Below are 17,647 nucleotides of genomic sequence, written 5' to 3'. Positions count from 1 at the left end.
TATGGGAGTTGGAAATTAAAAATGAATAGAATCAAACTGGCGCTTCGAGGCACGCTTGCTCTAATTATGGCATTAACAATACTGGTCCCTTCGTTGGCCTTGGCGGCTACTGGTGACGTGAAATCGATTGAAATAACCAATAGCAGCCCGCAGAAGATGAGTGTTTCCGAAACAGCTGCGCTTCAGGTGATGGCAACGGTAGAAGGTTTTGATAACAAGCAGGATGTTACCGAAGGCGTGACTTGGTCCACCAGTAATGCAGCAGTCGCGACGATGGTGAAAGGTAAAGTCAAGGCTGTGGCCGCGGGCGAAGCAACGATTTTTGCAGAGGTAGACGGGGCAAAAGCCCAGTTGGTTGTGCAGGTGCAGGAGAAGATCAAAAGCATCAAAGCTTCACCGAACTCCTATAATTTTGTTAAAGGCAGTGAGAGTACCCTTCCCAAAGTAAGCATTACCCGTGCAAATGGTAAGGAAGAGGATGTAACGTCTGAGATCGTATGGTCGGTATCAAGTGCTTCGGCTGTGTTGGAAAACGGTAAAATCAAAGGTGTTACGCCTGGCAGAGTATTGCTTCAAGGCAAATACGGAACAACGATTGTGAAAGTCCCCGTTGCTGTGACGGATGAGATTACCAAAGTTGAAGTCACTCCTGCCACAATGCAGTTGAACATCAAGAAGTCCAAAGCGTTGAAGGTGATTGGCACCTACGCAAACGGCAAAACGATTAACCTTTCGAAACAAATCATATGGACCTCCTCCAATACAAATGTAGCTATCGTGAAAAATGGAGCAGTTAAAACGCTGACAGAAGGACAAGCCACCTTGACAGGAACTTATCAAAATCAGACAATAAAGGCAGAGCTTACCGTTGTACCTTTGCTCAAAAAGTTGATTACAGGGCAGAAAAAACTGGTTTTGTCCCCACAGGGAAGTACAACGCTGAGTGTGATGGCCCAGTATGATACGGGCAAGACCACTGTTGTGACCAACAGCGCGGTGTGGAGCAGCACAAAGCCGGGCGTAGCGACAGTAACAAATGGCAAGATCGTGGCTGTAGGCAAAGGTAAAACGTCTATCACGGCCAAGTGGGGCAACAAAAAAGTGATGATCCCTGTTACGGTAAAATAAATCTTCATATAATAAAGCATCTTGCATGATCCAAAAATTAGTTTCAGTACATGACATCGTTAAAATCATCAATATCATCAAGGTAACAGACAACCAAGGGGCGTAAACATACGCTCCTTTTTGGATATATAGAAATATGTATCTGGGATGCCTTCCGCTAGAACAAAATTATAACGGGATGGGATGGGATGGATATGAAAGCTTCGATTATAAGCTCAGACGCTAACTCTAGTGATCTGGCTTACCTGAAATATCTTCTTTTATCCCTAAGTTCCACACTTACATTTCAACGGAGTACTACGATTGAGCGCATGAAGCAACGCACCTATGAAAAATACAGAGAAGGTTACCATTTAAAATGTCATGGTGAAGAGGAGGTGCCTGAATGAAAGATCCAATGCAACCGGAAAACTGGCCTGCCTGGGCGACAGAGTCGGTAGAGATTGCTCCGGCCAACCCCAATTGGGATGCGCAGGCTCAGGATGAAATCCGGCAACTTAAACACCTGTTACAGCAGTTTAATATCCATCAATTCGAACATATTGGAAGCACGTCCATTCCAGGGTTACCCGCCAAACCCATTATTGATCTAATGGCAGAGGTACAGTCATGGGACGACATGGATTTGATTGCGGATCAGCTGAATCCGGTGGGCTGGAATTACGTTCCGCCTGAACTGGATGGACGGGAATACAGGCGATTCTGGGTCAGGGTCAAGGATGGCAAGAGAGCGGTACACCTTCATCTAATGCGCCCGGGAGAAGAACGCTGGGATCGTCAAATTCGGTTTCGGGATGTGCTGAGAAAACGCCCAGATCTCGTGGAAGCTTACGCCATCCTGAAGACGAAGCTTGCTGATGAGAACAAGGAAGATAGGGAATCGTATACCGCTGCCAAAACGCAATTTATTTTACAAGTGCTTGATGAAGGCGTGTGATTGATTGAAAAGCGTACTTATCAGAGACAGGCTGATCTATTTCTTCGCAGTCATGATGACCATGACGGCAGGGCTCGCATCCAGACACTATGGTGAACGATTGCCAGGTTGGGTGCATGAACATTTCGGGGATGCATGTTGGGCGGGCATGATTTATTTCGGAGTACGCATGGTGTGGCCTCATCGCAGCTTGGTATGGGCGATGTGTTTGAGTTGTGCATTCAGTTGGATGATTGAGTTCTCACAGTTGATTCAGACGCCTTGGCTGATTGAGATACGTTCAACCGTATGGGGTGCGCTTATTTTGGGACATGGTTTTCTGGTGATCGATCTGATTCGATATTCGGTTGGTATTCTGTGCATGGTTATGATAGATCGTTATTTCCTGAGAAATAAGATGGCTGGATCATGAAATCAAGTGAATCATGGAGGTGTGCTGAATGAATGTAGAAAAACTTTTTGCCGAATTACCCGAATTCGAAACACAGCGGTTAAAACTGAGGCGGCTTACGATGGATGATCTTGATGAATATTATGCGTTTGCCTCTGATCCGCGAGTGAGTCAGCAAAGCTTGTGGAACTGCCATGAGACGGTGGAGGATTCGATTCAATATATTCAGCGGGTACTGGATAATTATGAACGAAAAACGGTACATATCTGGGCTTTTGTCCTGAAGGAAACAGGGACCTTGATCGGGAGAGGTGGCATCTTTCATCTCAACGAACCCATGCAGAGTGCTGAATTGGGGTACGCAATAGCCAGCAGTCACTGGGGTAAGGGTCTTGCAGTAGAAGCGATGCAACCTATCGTGGATTATTGCTTTCGGGAACTGGACTGCAATCGGCTGGAGGGAAAATGTAATGCAGGCAACATAGGCTCTGCACGCGTAATGGAGAAGCTGGGCATGTCGTACGAAGGTTTGATACGCAAACAGTTGAAGATCAAAGGTGTATTTACAGATCAAAAATTGTACTCCCGTATCCGGGATGATCTATAATACTTCCAATGCCACATAGGGTACATCGCAGAAATTGAAGGAGGCGGAACCATGATTTATAGTATTATTTCCCGTTCGTTGTGGGAGCAAGTGTCGAAAGGGACTGAGTATGCACCAGATAGCCTGGAGACGGACGGATTCATTCATTGTTCCACCAAGGAACAGATTCCATGGGTAGCCGGGCAATATTATGCAGGCCACACGGATCTGTTATTGCTTAGTATTGATGAGAAGGCGTTAAAGCCAGAGTTGGTATATGAGGATCTCTACGAATTGAATGAGCTATTTCCACATATCTATGGAGAACTCAATCTGGATGCGGTTCGCAAAGTCATTCCATTTGAACCGAATGCAGACGGCACATTCTCATTTCCTGAATAAATAACATGTGACGCTTCTGTTTGGACGTGATCAGGGGACAACATACTTTTCCGAAGGGTGGTTAACGGATGGATATGAATCAGGTTTTTCTGGAGACAGCCGAGAAACAATTCCTGTATTACAAGCAGCTCGGGGAAAAAGCCATGGCACAACTGGAGTCCGAGCAATTGTTTCAATCTTGGAATGAAGACGCGAACAGCATTGCGGTAATTGTAAAACATCTATGGGGCAATATGCTGTCCCGTTGGACGGATGTACTGACAACAGATGGTGAGAAACCGTGGCGTGAGCGAGATGCTGAATTCGTGAATGATATTACATCCCGGGAAGAGTTGCTCGCTAAATGGGAAGAAGGCTGGACATGCCTACTCGAAGCCATTCGTTCGTTTACCCCGGAACAATTGTCTCATATCATATACATTCGAAATGAAGGTCATACCGTCATGGAGGCAATTATTCGGCAATTGGCGCATTATCCGTATCATGTCGGGCAGATTGTATTTGCCGCGAAAATGCTTAAAGAAACAGCTTGGGACAGTCTCTCCATTCCGAGAAACGGGTCTTCTCAATATAATGGCGGCAAATTTGCCAAGCCGAAGGCACGCAAACATTTTACAGAAGATGAACTTCATATAGAAAAAGGTGAGGAACAACAATGACTCAAATTGCATTGATTCGCCATGGAAGCACAGCGTGGAATAAGGAAAAACGTTCGCAGGGGCAGACGGATAACCCGCTGGATCAGGATGGCAGGGAACAGGCCGTTTTACTTGCTGCGAGACTAGCCGAAGAATCCTGGGATGCCATCTATGCAAGTGACTTGGAGCGTGCAAGTGAGACGGCTCGCATCATTGGTGATCGCTTGGGTATTCAAGAGATTCATCTGGACCCTAGACTTCGCGAGATGGGCGGAGGACAGGTCGAAGGAACGACGGAAGAGGAACGGTTAGCCAAGTGGGGAGTGGACTGGAGTACTCTGGATCTGGGACGTGAGCTTGCAGATGCAGGGACTGTTCGAGGCAGTGCGGTGCTTGAAGATATTGTACAGCAGCACCCCGATGGAAGAGTGATCGTTGTCAGTCACGGAGCCGTTCTGCGGAATACACTGCGAGGTCTGGTGCCTGAGCTTGATGTCAGCGTGAAGCTGTCCAACACATCCATTACCCGGATTGCCAAGAAAGATGATACGTGGCAATGCGAACTGTACAATTGCAGCGTGCATTTGGATTCGTCCAGGGAGTCTTAATAGATGGATGCTCTGACGTTAAAGCAAAAATTGCAGCATATCCAGTCAGCTAATCGTTCCATTAATAACGAGGAACAGCCTTACGAATTGGCGCTGCATATGATGAAACATATTGGCAGTCCTGATCCTGTCCTGCGAGATGAATTGATCTATGTTACGTTTGCAACCTGGATTGGACAGGGCGTATTTTCGGAAGATCAGCTAAGGCATGTGTTGCAGTTGGCGCTGGACGACCAGCACCTGTTCTATGGGGTCGGAGAGCAGGGAACGGATAGTGTGTTTACGCGGACGTTCTCTGTATTGTTACTGCCTCCCATTCTGAATGTGGATCGTCAGCGACCTTTCTTGGACAAAGAGGATATCGCAGGGATTCATCATCGGTTGACTACATATCTGGAATGCGAAAAAGATCTTCGCGGCTATGCCGATGAGAAAGGCTGGGCGCATGCCCCTGCACACGCGGCGGATGCGGTTGAAGATCTGGCACAGTCGCCATATCTGAAGCAGGCGGATCTTTTGGAACTTTTGCATGCAATCAGTCTGAAAATAACCGAATCAAGTGAAGTTTACATCCACGATGAAGATCAGCGAATAGCGCATGCCGTAACAACCATTCTGCGTCGCAATCTGTTGGAGCAAAAGGATATTACGGCGTGGATCGATTCCCTTCATCAAGGGGATATGGCAGTGAACAGATCATTTCTGGAAACCAGTCATAGGAGCCTGAATGTGCGTCTGTTTTTGCAGACACTGTATCTTGCGATACGTACAGAAGAAGATGAGCCGTTTCCGGCGGTTCGTTCACTGGTACTGCAGGCACTGGAGAGAGATAAATAACGATACGCTAAACGTGTGGATAAGGGGGAGATGGCGCATGACCGAATTGACGTATGCATGGACAGAGGAGATTTTATCTCCGCTGGGTGAGGCAGCGGTTATCATCCAGTGTGGAGATCAATTGTCTGACGCTGTGCAGCGCAGAGTGATGTCTGTGTGTGCTTTGCTGGAAAAAAGCACTTTGCCAGCCATGATCGAATGGGTGCCTTCATATACGTCCGTTACAGTATTTTATGATCCGTTCATCTCCCCTTACCCCGAGTTATGCCGAACTCTGCTTCTGCAGTTGAATCAATTGAAGGAATCCGTACAAAACAAGCCCAGAACAGTCACGATTCCCGTATGTTACGGTGGAGAGTGGGGGCCTGATCTGGACTATGTTGCCAGTGAGCATGGACTGACCGCAGAGGACGTTATTGCGATTCATACATCCGGGGAGTATCTCGTACATATGATTGGGTTTGCACCGGGTTTTCCGTATCTCGGCGGGTTGTCTGAACAGATTGCTACGCCCAGACGGGCAACGCCAAGGCTTCGGGTTGAGGCGGGTACAGTAGGTATCGGTGGCAAACAAACGGGAATCTATCCGGTGGATACACCCGGGGGATGGCAATGTATTGGACGAACGCCACTCCGGTTGTTTCGGCCGGATGAGAACGTACCGAGTTTGCTGGCAGCAGGTGATCGGGTTCGATTCGAACAGATTACGATGCAGGACTATCTGGCGTTGAAGCGGAAGGAGGGCGAACGATGAGTATTGAAGTGATTCGCCCTGGTCTGTTATCTACCGTTCAGGATGAAGGCAGAACCGGCTATCGCCGGTATGGTATTCATCCTGGCGGGGTCATGGACACCTTTGCAGCCAGAGCAGCCAATATGCTTGTGGGCAACTCCCGACATGCGGCAGTGCTAGAGTTGACGATGACGGGGCCGGAGCTTCTATTTCAGGAGAGCCAGCTCATCTCATTATGTGGGGCCGATCTGACGGCAACGGTGGATCATCTGCCCGTACCTTTGTGGCGTCCGGTGCTGGTGCGGGCTGGAAGTGTACTGAAATTTGGCCCATGTCGTCATGGCTTGCGTGGATATCTGGCGATTGCGGGTGGAATAGCTGTGCCTGAAGTGATGGGCAGTCGAAGTACAGATCTCAAGACAGGTCTTGGCGGTATGGATGGGCGAGCCTTACGCGTGGGCGATCTGTTATCCATAGGTGAACCTTCAGGTGAAGCGCAAGGTTGGATGAAGCGTCTTGAGCAGCAGGTAGAGGAGAGTGAGCGGGATCAACGATTTTTGGCGTCTGCGTGGTTTTTATCTGAACGTGAGAGACCTGACTATTATGGGAGATCTGTTATTCGTGTGATGGAGAGTAAGGACAGATCGCTGTTCAGCCAAGAAAGTTTGGAGCAATTATATGCCGAAAAATACGTGATCTCTCCGCAATCCGATCGGATGGGCTATCGCTTGCAAGGCTCCAGACTGGAGCTGGATCAGCCGCTGGATCGGCTGTCTGAAGCGGTTACCTATGGCACGGTGCAGGTGCCACCGGATGGTCAGCCCATCATCTTGATGGCAGATCATCAGACGATTGGAGGTTATCCTGTCATTGTACAGGTAGCTCAGGTGGATATGCCAATCCTGGCTCAGGCTAGGCCAGGAACCCGAATTTCTTTTGAACAGATTACGCATGATCAAGCCCGGCAGTTGTATATGGAACAGGAAATCAATATGCAGCTCATGGATAAGTTGATACGCAGAAGAATGGCAGGAATGGGGGGCACTTAATGAATACCTCAAAAACTTTGGATATCAATTGTGATCTGGGCGAAAGTTATGGTATATATCGCACGCTGTCGGACGAAGCCATTCTACCCTTAATTACATCAGCCAATATTGCCTGCGGGTATCATGCAGGGGACCCGGCTACGATGCGGCTAACGGTGGAGAGGGCATTAGAGCATCAGGTGGCAATTGGAGCCCACCCCGGGTTGCCGGATTTGCAAGGGTTTGGCAGAAGGCGTATGGACATAACGCCACGGGAAGCTTATGACATGGTGGTGTATCAGATTGGTGCGCTGGATGCCTTTGTACGGGCAAGTGGGGGGCGAATGCATCATGTGAAACCGCACGGTGCCTTATACAATATGGCTGCAGAAGATACGAAGCTTGCTGAAGCCATCGTGGAGGCGATCTATCAAGTACAGCCTGATCTGTATTTGTATGGTCTGGCGGGCAGTGAGCTGATTCACGCCGCGGATCGCATCGGTATGCGCAGTGTGAGCGAGGTGTTTGCGGATCGAACCTATGGGGCGGACGGAAAGTTAACTCCTCGAAGCCAAGCTGGAGCCCTCATTGAAGAATCAGGACAAGCGATTGCTCAAGTGCTCCAGATGGTGAAAGACGGCGTGGTTGTATCCACGGATGGTACGCTGGTTTCCATTAAGGCAGAGACGGTCTGTATCCACGGTGACGGAGCAAACGCTTTTGCATTTGCTCAAGAGATTCGTCGTGTGCTGGAATCTGAAGGTATTAAGTTATCCGCGCATACAACAGGATGATACGCCTTTTCAGCAGAACGATAGTAGTATCAGGTTGTTCGGATTGAACTTTGAAATTTTAGAATGACAAGGAGTGGATCAACAGAATGAAACCCATACGCAACTCCGCGAAGGCTGTCATTGTGCAGGATGGACGATTGCTGGTCATCCGGCTGGAAGACCAATATGGTACGGCTTATGTGTTCCCAGGTGGAGGACAGGAGAAAGGTGAAGAACTCAAGGATGCGGTCGCGCGTGAATGTCTGGAGGAGATTGGTCAGGCTGTGAACGTGGGAGAGCTGTTACATATTCGAGAGTATATCGGAAAAAATCATGAATTCGCCGAGTGGGATGCAGACATCCACCAGGTTGAATTTTATTTTGCGTGCAGCCTGATCGATCCGGGGGCAACTATTTTCGAAGGCTCCAATCCAGACGACCATCAAGTCGCCGTGGAATGGATTGCACTTGAAGAGCTGTCTCAGATTCGTTTATATCCAAAAACCATAGGTGAGTTGCTTCTTCAATCGGGCTCTTCATCAATCTATCTTGGAGATCTGAATTAAATCAGCGATGAAGAATTTAAGCGATAACCCCTTTATGTAAACAATTTTATAAAGAACTTTTCCAATTTTGTCACGTTAGCGTATCGGTTCATGGATTCACCATAGGTGAGGTGGGTACACTATAAGTACAGGCTTATTACACTTAACGTAAGTTGACTGTATTTATACACAGCAACGGAGCGGATAAAACCTAAAGAAACGAAACCTGCAAAGTTAAGTACAGGTTTCTGTTGAACTTCAGCTTACCCACTCCTCAAATTGGAAGAACGGTAGACGTAGTGGAGGGGACGGAATCGATTCTGAGGAAGCGAAGCGTTCGCCTTTATCACCGGATTTTCCCTTTGAGAAAAGGGAATCAAAAAAATCTGGGGATAACAGCGATCCAAAGAACGATCCGTACCCGGAACGACCTTCTACAAGAGTCCTCCCAATATTCCCCCAAAACCGAAAGGAGCACTTCCCATGAACCAGACTGAATTGGAACAAAACATTGTAAAAGCATTGAAAAACAACCCTTTTTGCAGCTTCTCAACTGTGGAGAATGGTAAACCGAAATCCCGCTATATGGCGCTTTTCAACGATGGACTGAACATTCATCTGGCAACGAACCGCCGTACACACAAAGTAGAGGAACTGGAGAATAATCCGAATGTTAGCCTGCTACTTGGTTATGAGGCTGGTGGTTCCAAGGAAGTGGTTGAGATTGAAGGAACCTGTGAAGTGACCAAGAACGAAGGTTTGCGTGAGCAAGTATGGAACGACGAACTGAAGGCGTGGTTCGATGGACCTAATGATCCGAACTATGTCATTCTGGACATCACCCCGACTCGTATTGAATACACAGGGAAAGATCATGAGCATCATGTGTGGGAACAATAATCCGAATATGAAAATAACCTCTGCAAAGTAGCGTCCTTATGCGAAAATACGCGCAGAGTTTAATCCAACCGTGAAAGCCATTATGGTTTCACGGTTTTTGGTATGGATGAATAACGCTGAATTGGATATACATGTAAGACACATGTAATATACGTATTTTAAAGATAATAAGCACTATATACCTACTAAAATGTTGAAAAAATTGTCGAAATCACGCATGATAATGTAAACTCGCCTAGGTATGTGCGGGTAATGTAAAAAATAATGCTTTTCAATGGCTGAACATTGCGTTATGATTTGGAATGTAAACGACAAGCACAGACATAAATAGATGTTCATGTGAGATAAACTTACCTGAAATTCCGATGCATGTCATCAGAGCGTCAGTACGCACAACCCATGAAATCTATCTTTTTTCTGCGCTCTTCGTTTGCCCATTAATGCATGATTCAATGTACATAACCGGGAGGGGTTATTTTGAAAACGAGTAAAAAAGTATTATCAAGCCTGACTGCCGCTTTGGTTGCATTAAACGTGCTTGCGGTGTTTCCAGTACCTGTATCGGCTGCGGATGCTGCCAAGGTAAAACTGCGGATCATGGAAACCACAGACATTCATACCAACCTGGTTAACTATGACTACTATTCCGACAAAGAGACAGACCAGTATGGACTCGCCAAAACAGCTACACTGATTAAGAAAGCCCGTGACGAGGCGAAGAACAGCCTGCTGTTTGATAACGGGGATCTGATTCAGGGGAATCCGCTGGGAGACTACTCTGCGAAAATTGATCCACTGAAAAAGGGTGAGACTCACCCTGTATATAAAGCGATGAATCTGCTCGATTATGATGCAGGTAACATCGGTAACCATGAGTTCAACTATGGTCTGGACTTCCTGGACATGACGCTGGAGGGAGCGAACTTCCCTTACATTAATGCCAATGTTTATGTAGACGATGGTGATGATGATGAGACAAATGACAAGAACTATTTCACACCATATGAGATTTTGGATAAAAAAGTAACGGATGAGACTGGCAAAGAACATACGATCAAAGTAGGTGTGATCGGATTTGTACCGCCACAAATTATGCAGTGGGACAGCGCTAACCTTGAAGGCAAAGTAATCGCCAAGGATATTATTGCTACCGCGAAAAAATTCATTCCGAAAATGAAGGCCGAAGGTGCCGACATTATTGTAGCTATTCCTCACTCCGGATTTGAGGAAATTCCTCAAACGGATCTGATGGAGAACTCCGTACTGTATCTGAGCCAAGTTGAAGGCATTAATGCCATTCTATTTGGACATGCCCACAAAGTGTTCCCAAGTGCTGATTTTGCCGGCAAAAAAGGGGTAGATCTGGAAAAGGGCACCATTAACGGCGTTCCTGCTGTAGAGCCAGGATTCTGGGGTGATCACCTGGGGATTATTGATCTGGATCTAGAACAAGTGGATGGCAAATGGAAAGTGGTCGATTCCAAAACGGAAGCACGCCCAATCTATGACACAGCGGGCAAAAAACCATTAGTAGAGGCTGATCAGGACATCATTGATGCGGTTCATGAAGAGCATGAAGGTACATTGGAGTATGTTCGTGGTCCGGTGGGCGAAACGACTGCACCTATCAACAGCTTCTTCGCTCTGGTTCAGGATGATCCATCCATTCAGATCGTAACGAATGCACAGAAATGGTATGTCGAAAAACATATGCAAGGTACGGAATATGAGAAAATCCCTGTATTGTCCGCAGGTGCACCATTCAAAGCCGGTGGACGTTCAGGCGCTTCGTATTACACGAATATCCCTAAAGGCACCATTGCGATCAAAAACGTTGCTGACCTGTACGTATATCCAAATACGGTACATGCTGTAATGGTTAACGGCGCAGAACTGAAAGAATGGCTGGAATGGTCTGCAGGCCAGTTCAACCAGATCGACCCGGCTAAAGGTGGACAACAACAACTGATCAACAACGACTTCCCAACGTATAACTTCGATGTTATCGATGGTGTAACGTATCAGATTGATGTGACCCAACCAGCCAAATACGATAGCAAAGCTACGATTGTTAATGCATCTGCAAGCCGGATCAAGGATCTGAGCTTTAACGGCAAACCGGTTGACCCAGCACAAAAATTCATTGTAGCGACAAATAACTACCGTGCTTCTTCATCCAAACTTGCTAACCCGGACGGCAAACGGATCGTTCTGGCTGCACCGGATGAGAACCGTCAAGTGATCATCGACTACATTCGTGAAAATAAAACGATTAATCCAGCAGCGGACGGCAACTGGTCCCTGGCACCAATCAAACCATCTGCTGGTGTAACTGCAGCAGCGCTGAACGATCTTGAAGTTGTGTTTGCTTCTTCCCCGGATGCGAAAGATCTGGTTGAAGCGAACCCGGCGATGTCATTTATCGGTACAAACAATGAAGGTTTTGCAGAGTATGGCTTGAAACTGACAGGTGAAGCAACGACAACACCTGAAACAGGTGCGGAGCCAGCTCCAACGCCTAAACCAACGCCAACACCGACGCCTAAGCCACAACCTGAGAAACCGGCAACCAACAACAAGGTTGTATATGTAGTGAAAAAAGGGGATAACCTGTACCGCATCGGTTTGAAATATGGTGTGGACTGGCGCAAACTTGCGACAGCCAACAAGATCTCAAATGTGCATAACCTGAAAGTTGGACAGAAAATCGTGATTCCCGCTTCTTAAAGTTTAATAAGCTGAGGAGGAGACTGACAGTCATCAGACTGTCGGTCTTTTTTTCTGCAAATTTGAATATATTTGTTCCAAGAACCGTCATACAGGAAGTCATCAAAACAGTAGAGATTAATTTTAAGACCCATGATATAATATTTACAAACTTTGGGTATATACAAGTGAACATTAATGGACATGGAATCTAAATTGGCAAGGGGGGTCCTACATGAATTGCAGTGGCTGCAGTCCAATCTATCCTATAGAGGGCCAAGGTACCTTGTACTTGCGTCCCATTTCCCCCGCTTTGCTGGAAGCGCTACAAACGCTACAAACGCCGGGAAGACTTATCGAGACGTCGGATGACATGATGTGGATGCATTTTTCGAATCTGGAGACGGTTCAGAGCTTAATTGAAAAGATCGGCGAAATTGATCCGACATTACGTGATTCCCTAACTGTTCAGATTATGCCTATATACGAACAGGCTAATGAAGAAAGCTGGATTAGTCTAACCATGCAGGAGTCCCGTTTCAAACATGCGGAGCTTGTTTCCATTATTCTGGAGCATCAATTCAGCAGTCATATGCAACCCATCGTTGATGCATCGGAGCAGATTATCGGATATGAGTTTTTGCTTCGTCCTGCTGAGAATGGAAAATCCTTCAGTTCCTATGAATTATTTGAAGTTGCGCGTGAGACCGGACTACATTCTTTTCTGGATCGATTGGCGCGTATTACTGCTATTGAGACCAGTGCCCTTTTTCTGCCGCATGGTGTCAAACGCTTCGTAAATTTCCTGCCTTCCTCCATATATAATCCCGAATATTGTCTGACACATACGTTTGAAGCGATTGAACGCCTTTCGCTGGACCCTAAAGATTTTGTGTTTGAAGTCGTGGAAACAGAGCAGATTCAGCATATGCCCATCTTGCAGCAAATATTTGAGGTATATCGTTCCCGTGGAATGTCGGTTGCACTGGATGATGTGGGTGCCGGATATTCGACAATAGAGTTGATGAATCGGTTAGAACCGGATTTTGTCAAAATAGATCGAAGTCTTATTGACCGTTGTGATCAGGATTCGACCAAACAACAGCAAATTCTTCATATTGTTGAGATGTCGAGTCGATTTGGAGGGCAAGTCCTTGCCGAGGGGATCGAACGGATGGAAGAGTTTGAATTCTGTCGTTCCATAGGTATTGAGCTTGCCCAGGGCTACTATTTTGGTAAACCTTCGGCACAACCGCCAGGCGGCCCGTACTCCAATACTTCATCTAATTCATGGAATAATTAGTAACCTGTACCTTGTACAAGTCGCTTCTGATCAGAGGTGGCTTGTTTGGCGTGCCTGCACATTTTTCTCTCAAATAAAAACCCTCATTTAGCCGATATATAAGATAAGCCTTTTAGATTGATCCATACATACAAAGAAAGAGGGCATTTTTACATTTTGAGGGGGAGAAAGACATGAGTGAAACTCAGGATAATAAACCAATGAAAGCAGCGAAACCTGCCAAACCAAAACATAATCAAAATAAAAAGAAGAAAAAGAAAGGTTTCGTCTGGAATATAAGGAACAAACTGTTAGTCTCCTTCCTGGCCGTTCTACTCCTGCCAAGCTTGGCAGTCGGCTTGATCACACTAACGATGGCTGAAGATGGCGTACAAGGACAATTAGTAGATAGTGCCATGCAAAGTGTGAGCACTGCCAATACCATTGTAGAAAGCCAAGTGAATTACAAGATTCATGACATTAACTATTTCGCGGATGCCCTTGATCCGAGCCTGATCAAAGGGGAGAACGATAGTCCGGAGCTTCAGGTGAAGCTGGAGCAATACCTGGGCTTGCATCCCGATGCCATGAATATTTTTGTGGGAACAACAGACGGAGTCATGGTTCGAGGTAAACCAACAGCGAGCAGTACGCGGGGAGATGCTTATGATCCTAGGGAGCGGGAGTGGTACAAACTAGCGATGGAAAAGCCAGGTACAGCTGTTGTATCAGCTGTGTCTGTTAATACCGATGGTGTTGCAGTTGTATTTATTTCCAAAACATTAAAGGATCAATCCGGTGTTATCGGTTTGTCTCTGGATCTGACAGACCTGCGAGAACAGGCATCCATTAAGGTGGGCAAAGAAGGTTACGTCATTATTATGGATGCAAACAAAAACTATGTCGTTTCCCCTATAGCAGATGCAGGTACACAGGAAACTAGCGGCACCCTTGATGAGATGTATCAGAGTCAAGAAGGCCAATTCGATTACGTGTATAACAATCAGCCGAAAATGATGATTTTCTCAACAAATGAAGCAACGGGCTGGAAAATTGCCGGCACGATGTTCAAGAGTGAAATAACCAATGCGAGTAAGGATATTCGCATGGCCACATTTATTGTTATTCTGGCGGCTACTTTCCTTACACTCATCTTTATTATCTGGTTTACACGCTCCATGCTGCGTCCAATTAAACGACTGCAGGAATCTGCCAGAGCCGTGAGTAAAGGTGACTTGACCGTGAAAATGGAAACAGGGCGTAAAGATGAAGTCGGAGAACTTGCGAAGTATTTTGAACGTATGGTCGATAACCTTCGAATGATGATTCTGGGCGTACAGGAAACGACAGAGCAGGTATCTGCTTCTTCTCAAGAGTTGTCTGCCAGTGCAGAACAAACCACCAAAGCGATTGAACATTCAACACAGGCCATTCAGGAACTGGCTGAAGGTGCAGAGCAGCAGGTAAACAGCGTGAAAGACGGATCGGGACAGATGAGCCGAATGGCAGAAGATGTCCGGATGATGTCAGAGCGTGTGCAATCGATTACGGCGAATATGCGGAATACGTCCGGAGCAGCTACTTCTGGTAATGAGGCAGCAGGACAGGCTGTGGTGCAGATGAACAGTATCCAGGAAACGGTGGAGCAGCTGGGGACTGTGGTTCAATCTCTGAATGCTCGTTCCGTTGAGATTGGTAGTATGGTTGATGTCATTGCATCCATCTCCAAACAAACGAACTTGCTCGCATTAAATGCTTCTATTGAAGCGGCAAGAGCGGGGGATGCGGGTCGTGGGTTTGCAGTTGTAGCCGGTGAGGTACGCAAACTGGCAGAAGAATCCGGAAGTTCGGCAGCGCAGATCGGTGAGGTGGTTCATAATATCCGTCAGGACATGGATGCCGCTCTAATCGCTATGAATGCGGCTCAGACTCGGGTAGGAGAAGGAATTCAGGCCGTGAATACATCAGGGCAATCCTTTGCTCAGATTCGGGAGGCGGTGGAAGATGCGGTTCATACATTGGATGACTTATCCGCAACAACGAAGCAACTGGAGAGTGGTGCATCCCACGTTGCCAAGGCGATGAGTGATATTTCGAATGTGACCCAGGAATCGGCTGCGAATACAGAATCCGTGTCTGCATCTTCGCAAGAACAACTGGCATCGGTAGAAGAGATTGCATCATCGTCGGCACATCTGAATAGCATGGCAGAACAATTACAAGGACTGCTTGGCATGTTCAAGATGGTAGAGGATACACCGAAGGATAAGGGCAAAGAATAAATCCTAGCATTTTACCACCACAATTTACCATACATTTTATAATAGAAGAAAATAAAGATAGACATTGCTCCTGTAGCCCTGTATAAATATATCGTCTGGTTATTCTGCGCATATAGCGGTGTAATCTTACAAAACAAGATTGAATTAACGAAATAATATATGGATACAGGGTACAGCAGGAGGCTCTATGGTATACGTAGCAATACTGATTTTTGTAGTGACAATCACCTTGGTAATCTGGCAACCTCGTGGGTTGGGTATCGGTTGGACTGCCTCGGGCGGGGCATTGCTTGCCCTGCTATGTGGAGTTGTCAGCTTAAACGATGCCTCGGATGTGGCATCTATTGTATGGAATGCAACGCTGGCCTTTGTCGGCATTATTATGATTTCTCTCATTCTCGACGAGACGGGTTTCTTCGAATGGGCTGCCCTTCATATGGCAAGGCTGGCTGGAGGAGACGGTCGCAGACTGTTCTTCTACTCCATTCTGCTGGGAGCCGCGGTGTCTGCCTTGTTCGCGAATGACGGTGCGGCGCTCATTCTGACGCCAATTGTGCTCGCGATGGTGCGTGCATTGAAGTTTGATGAGCGCATGGTGCTGGCTTTTGTGATGGCGAGTGGATTTATCGCCGATACTACATCGTTGCCGCTGGTCGTCAGCAATCTGGTTAACATTGTATCGGCCGATTTCTTTGGCATTACATTTGTGGAGTATGCGGTACGCATGGTTGTGCCCAATCTGTTCTCAATTGTAGCGAGTACGGGGATGTTGTTTTTGTTTTATCGCAAAAGCATACCCCTTCGCTACGACATCTCCGCTGCACGTGACCCGAAGGAAGCGATACGTGATCCACGGATGTTCCGAATCGCCTGGTTCATGCTTGGGCTGTTATTGGTTGCCTATGCATCCAGTGAGTTTCTGCCGATTCCCGTGTCGGTTATCGTTGGCTCCGTTGCGTTGCTGTTCGCTTTATTGGCACGCAAGAGCGAGGCTGTTGATCTGAAACGGGTAATCAAGGAAGCGCCATGGTCGATTGTGGTGTTCTCGGTGGGCATGTATATCGTCGTATATGGACTACGTAATGCAGGGTTAACGGATCATCTGAGCCGCTGGCTGGATGCCATAGCAGAGCATGGTCTGCTGGCTGCTTCGCTTGGGATGGGCATCATCGCTGCTGTATTATCATCGGTGATGAACAACCTGCCAACCGTGTTGATTAACCTTCTAGCCATCCAGGGCGCGCATACCGAAGGTATTATTCAGGAAGCATTGATCTATGCCAATGTCATTGGTTCTGACCTGGGTCCCAAAATGACCCCGATTGGATCACTTGCCACATTGCTGTGGCTGCACGTGTTATCCCGTAAAGGTGTGAAGATCACATGGGGGTATTATTTCAAAGCAGGCATCATCCTGACGATTCCAACATTGTTAATTACCCTAGCCGGGTTGGCATTGTGGTTATGGATCCTAGGTTAGTAAAATTAGATTTTACATTAAGTATCAATAAGGTAATTCTGTTGTAATGTAAAAGCTGCTCTCACAGCTGGTGCTACGCACTGGCAGCGAGGCAGTTTTTTTTGTTCCTCTTTTGTTTCTTCTATAGAAGAAATGAATGCTCTATTTCAATTAAGCAGTTAAGCATTTACATAAGGCCAGCCCATTGTAGGGCTGGCCTTCTTTGCCTACTCCCCAGGCAGGAGATTGAAATGCCTGAGATCCAACAAGCGCTGACACAGCGCAGGGAGCGGAACGATTGTGGAAAAGCGAAGCGTTCGCCTTTATCCCCGGATGTATTCCATATAAAAAGTAAATCATATAAATCCGGGGATAACAGCGATTGAAGCAACGTCCACTCCCGAAGCGGCCA

17 protein-coding genes are annotated in these 17,647 nt (G+C 46.9%); all 17 read left to right on the top strand.

Going from position 1 to position 17,647, the window contains the following annotated elements:
- Window positions 1–21: 21 nt before the first annotated feature.
- The 17 genes from NSQ38_RS02550 to NSQ38_RS02470 all read left to right on the top strand — a co-directional run bounded on the left by NSQ38_RS02550 (window position 22) and on the right by NSQ38_RS02470 (window position 17,256).
- Window positions 22–1,128 carry an Ig-like domain-containing protein gene (locus tag NSQ38_RS02550; RefSeq protein ID WP_339786809.1) on the top strand — a complete coding sequence of 369 codons (1,107 nt, stop codon included), beginning with the start codon at window positions 22–24 and terminating at the stop codon, window positions 1,126–1,128.
- A gap of 385 nt (window positions 1,129–1,513) precedes the next feature.
- Window positions 1,514–2,065, top strand: coding sequence for a GrpB family protein (locus tag NSQ38_RS02545; RefSeq protein WP_339786806.1), 552 nt, complete (start codon window positions 1,514–1,516; stop codon window positions 2,063–2,065).
- Between the two features lie 4 nt (window positions 2,066–2,069).
- Complete coding sequence (locus tag NSQ38_RS02540; RefSeq protein WP_339786803.1) at window positions 2,070–2,477, top strand: DUF2809 domain-containing protein; 408 nt, start codon at window positions 2,070–2,072, stop codon at window positions 2,475–2,477.
- Window positions 2,478–2,505: 28 nt separating this feature from the next.
- The gene (locus NSQ38_RS02535; RefSeq protein ID WP_339786799.1) at window positions 2,506–3,063 is read left to right on the top strand and encodes a GNAT family N-acetyltransferase; all 558 of its coding nucleotides are present in this window, start codon (window positions 2,506–2,508) and stop codon (window positions 3,061–3,063) included.
- 51 nt (window positions 3,064–3,114) lie between these two features.
- Window positions 3,115–3,444, top strand: a complete 330-nt coding sequence (locus NSQ38_RS02530) for a DUF952 domain-containing protein (RefSeq protein ID WP_339786796.1) — start codon at window positions 3,115–3,117, stop codon at window positions 3,442–3,444.
- Between the two features lie 68 nt (window positions 3,445–3,512).
- Window positions 3,513–4,103 carry a DUF1572 family protein gene (locus NSQ38_RS02525; RefSeq protein ID WP_091038170.1) on the top strand — a complete coding sequence of 197 codons (591 nt, stop codon included), beginning with the start codon at window positions 3,513–3,515 and terminating at the stop codon, window positions 4,101–4,103.
- Window positions 4,100–4,690, top strand: a complete 591-nt coding sequence (locus tag NSQ38_RS02520; RefSeq protein ID WP_339786793.1) for a histidine phosphatase family protein — start codon at window positions 4,100–4,102, stop codon at window positions 4,688–4,690. Before NSQ38_RS02525 ends, NSQ38_RS02520 begins: the two co-directional genes overlap by 4 nt.
- 3 nt (window positions 4,691–4,693) lie before the next feature.
- Window positions 4,694–5,527, top strand: a complete 834-nt coding sequence (locus tag NSQ38_RS02515; RefSeq protein WP_339786790.1) for a DUF2785 domain-containing protein — start codon at window positions 4,694–4,696, stop codon at window positions 5,525–5,527.
- A 37-nt stretch (window positions 5,528–5,564) separates the two neighbouring features.
- Complete coding sequence (pxpB, locus tag NSQ38_RS02510) at window positions 5,565–6,281, top strand: 5-oxoprolinase subunit PxpB (RefSeq protein ID WP_339786787.1); 717 nt, start codon at window positions 5,565–5,567, stop codon at window positions 6,279–6,281.
- Window positions 6,278–7,309 (top strand): biotin-dependent carboxyltransferase family protein, encoded by a 1,032-nt coding sequence (locus NSQ38_RS02505; protein WP_339786784.1) that lies wholly within the window; start codon window positions 6,278–6,280, stop codon window positions 7,307–7,309. Before pxpB ends, NSQ38_RS02505 begins: the two co-directional genes overlap by 4 nt.
- The gene (locus tag NSQ38_RS02500) at window positions 7,309–8,082 is read left to right on the top strand and encodes a 5-oxoprolinase subunit PxpA (protein ID WP_339786781.1); all 774 of its coding nucleotides are present in this window, start codon (window positions 7,309–7,311) and stop codon (window positions 8,080–8,082) included. The genes NSQ38_RS02505 and NSQ38_RS02500 overlap by 1 nt, the downstream gene beginning before the upstream one ends.
- A gap of 86 nt (window positions 8,083–8,168) precedes the next feature.
- Entirely contained in the window at window positions 8,169–8,627 is a 459-nt protein-coding gene (locus tag NSQ38_RS02495) for an NUDIX domain-containing protein (RefSeq protein WP_339786778.1), read from the top strand.
- A gap of 462 nt (window positions 8,628–9,089) precedes the next feature.
- On the top strand, window positions 9,090–9,506 hold the full coding sequence (locus tag NSQ38_RS02490; RefSeq protein ID WP_339786775.1) for a pyridoxamine 5'-phosphate oxidase family protein: 417 nt from the start codon (window positions 9,090–9,092) through the stop codon (window positions 9,504–9,506).
- 477 nt (window positions 9,507–9,983) lie between these two features.
- Complete coding sequence (locus NSQ38_RS02485; RefSeq protein WP_036673194.1) at window positions 9,984–12,233, top strand: bifunctional 2',3'-cyclic-nucleotide 2'-phosphodiesterase/3'-nucleotidase; 2,250 nt, start codon at window positions 9,984–9,986, stop codon at window positions 12,231–12,233.
- Between the two features lie 214 nt (window positions 12,234–12,447).
- Window positions 12,448–13,515, top strand: coding sequence for an EAL domain-containing protein (locus NSQ38_RS02480; RefSeq protein WP_339786772.1), 1,068 nt, complete (start codon window positions 12,448–12,450; stop codon window positions 13,513–13,515).
- 173 nt (window positions 13,516–13,688) lie between these two features.
- Window positions 13,689–15,776: a methyl-accepting chemotaxis protein gene (locus NSQ38_RS02475; protein WP_339786770.1), complete on the top strand. Its 2,088-nt coding sequence runs from the start codon at window positions 13,689–13,691 to the stop codon at window positions 15,774–15,776.
- Between the two features lie 187 nt (window positions 15,777–15,963).
- The gene (locus NSQ38_RS02470; RefSeq protein WP_047840355.1) at window positions 15,964–17,256 is read left to right on the top strand and encodes an arsenic transporter; all 1,293 of its coding nucleotides are present in this window, start codon (window positions 15,964–15,966) and stop codon (window positions 17,254–17,256) included.
- Window positions 17,257–17,647: the final 391 nt, after the last annotated feature.

Source organism: Paenibacillus sp. FSL R7-0313, assembly GCF_037969885.1.
Lineage (GTDB): Bacteria > Bacillota > Bacilli > Paenibacillales > Paenibacillaceae > Paenibacillus.
Note: the sequence above shows the minus strand (reverse complement) of the source record. Positions and strands in the feature narration are given on the sequence as shown.

What these genes read in the sequence shown, in the direction of transcription:
- NSQ38_RS02550 (WP_339786809.1), top strand. Translation starts at nt 22, where the DNA reads ATGAATAGAATCAAACTGGCGCTTCGAGGCACGCTTGCTCTAATTATG.
- NSQ38_RS02505 (WP_339786784.1), top strand. Translation starts at nt 6,278, where the DNA reads ATGAGTATTGAAGTGATTCGCCCTGGTCTGTTATCTACCGTTCAGGAT.
- NSQ38_RS02480 (WP_339786772.1), top strand. Translation starts at nt 12,448, where the DNA reads ATGAATTGCAGTGGCTGCAGTCCAATCTATCCTATAGAGGGCCAAGGT.
- NSQ38_RS02545 (WP_339786806.1), top strand. Translation starts at nt 1,514, where the DNA reads ATGAAAGATCCAATGCAACCGGAAAACTGGCCTGCCTGGGCGACAGAG.
- NSQ38_RS02520 (WP_339786793.1), top strand. Translation starts at nt 4,100, where the DNA reads ATGACTCAAATTGCATTGATTCGCCATGGAAGCACAGCGTGGAATAAG.
- NSQ38_RS02490 (WP_339786775.1), top strand. Translation starts at nt 9,090, where the DNA reads ATGAACCAGACTGAATTGGAACAAAACATTGTAAAAGCATTGAAAAAC.
- NSQ38_RS02500 (WP_339786781.1), top strand. Translation starts at nt 7,309, where the DNA reads ATGAATACCTCAAAAACTTTGGATATCAATTGTGATCTGGGCGAAAGT.
- NSQ38_RS02515 (WP_339786790.1), top strand. Translation starts at nt 4,694, where the DNA reads ATGGATGCTCTGACGTTAAAGCAAAAATTGCAGCATATCCAGTCAGCT.
- NSQ38_RS02495 (WP_339786778.1), top strand. Translation starts at nt 8,169, where the DNA reads ATGAAACCCATACGCAACTCCGCGAAGGCTGTCATTGTGCAGGATGGA.
- NSQ38_RS02475 (WP_339786770.1), top strand. Translation starts at nt 13,689, where the DNA reads ATGAGTGAAACTCAGGATAATAAACCAATGAAAGCAGCGAAACCTGCC.
- pxpB (WP_339786787.1), top strand. Translation starts at nt 5,565, where the DNA reads ATGACCGAATTGACGTATGCATGGACAGAGGAGATTTTATCTCCGCTG.
- NSQ38_RS02470 (WP_047840355.1), top strand. Translation starts at nt 15,964, where the DNA reads ATGGTATACGTAGCAATACTGATTTTTGTAGTGACAATCACCTTGGTA.
- NSQ38_RS02525 (WP_091038170.1), top strand. Translation starts at nt 3,513, where the DNA reads ATGGATATGAATCAGGTTTTTCTGGAGACAGCCGAGAAACAATTCCTG.
- NSQ38_RS02535 (WP_339786799.1), top strand. Translation starts at nt 2,506, where the DNA reads ATGAATGTAGAAAAACTTTTTGCCGAATTACCCGAATTCGAAACACAG.
- NSQ38_RS02530 (WP_339786796.1), top strand. Translation starts at nt 3,115, where the DNA reads ATGATTTATAGTATTATTTCCCGTTCGTTGTGGGAGCAAGTGTCGAAA.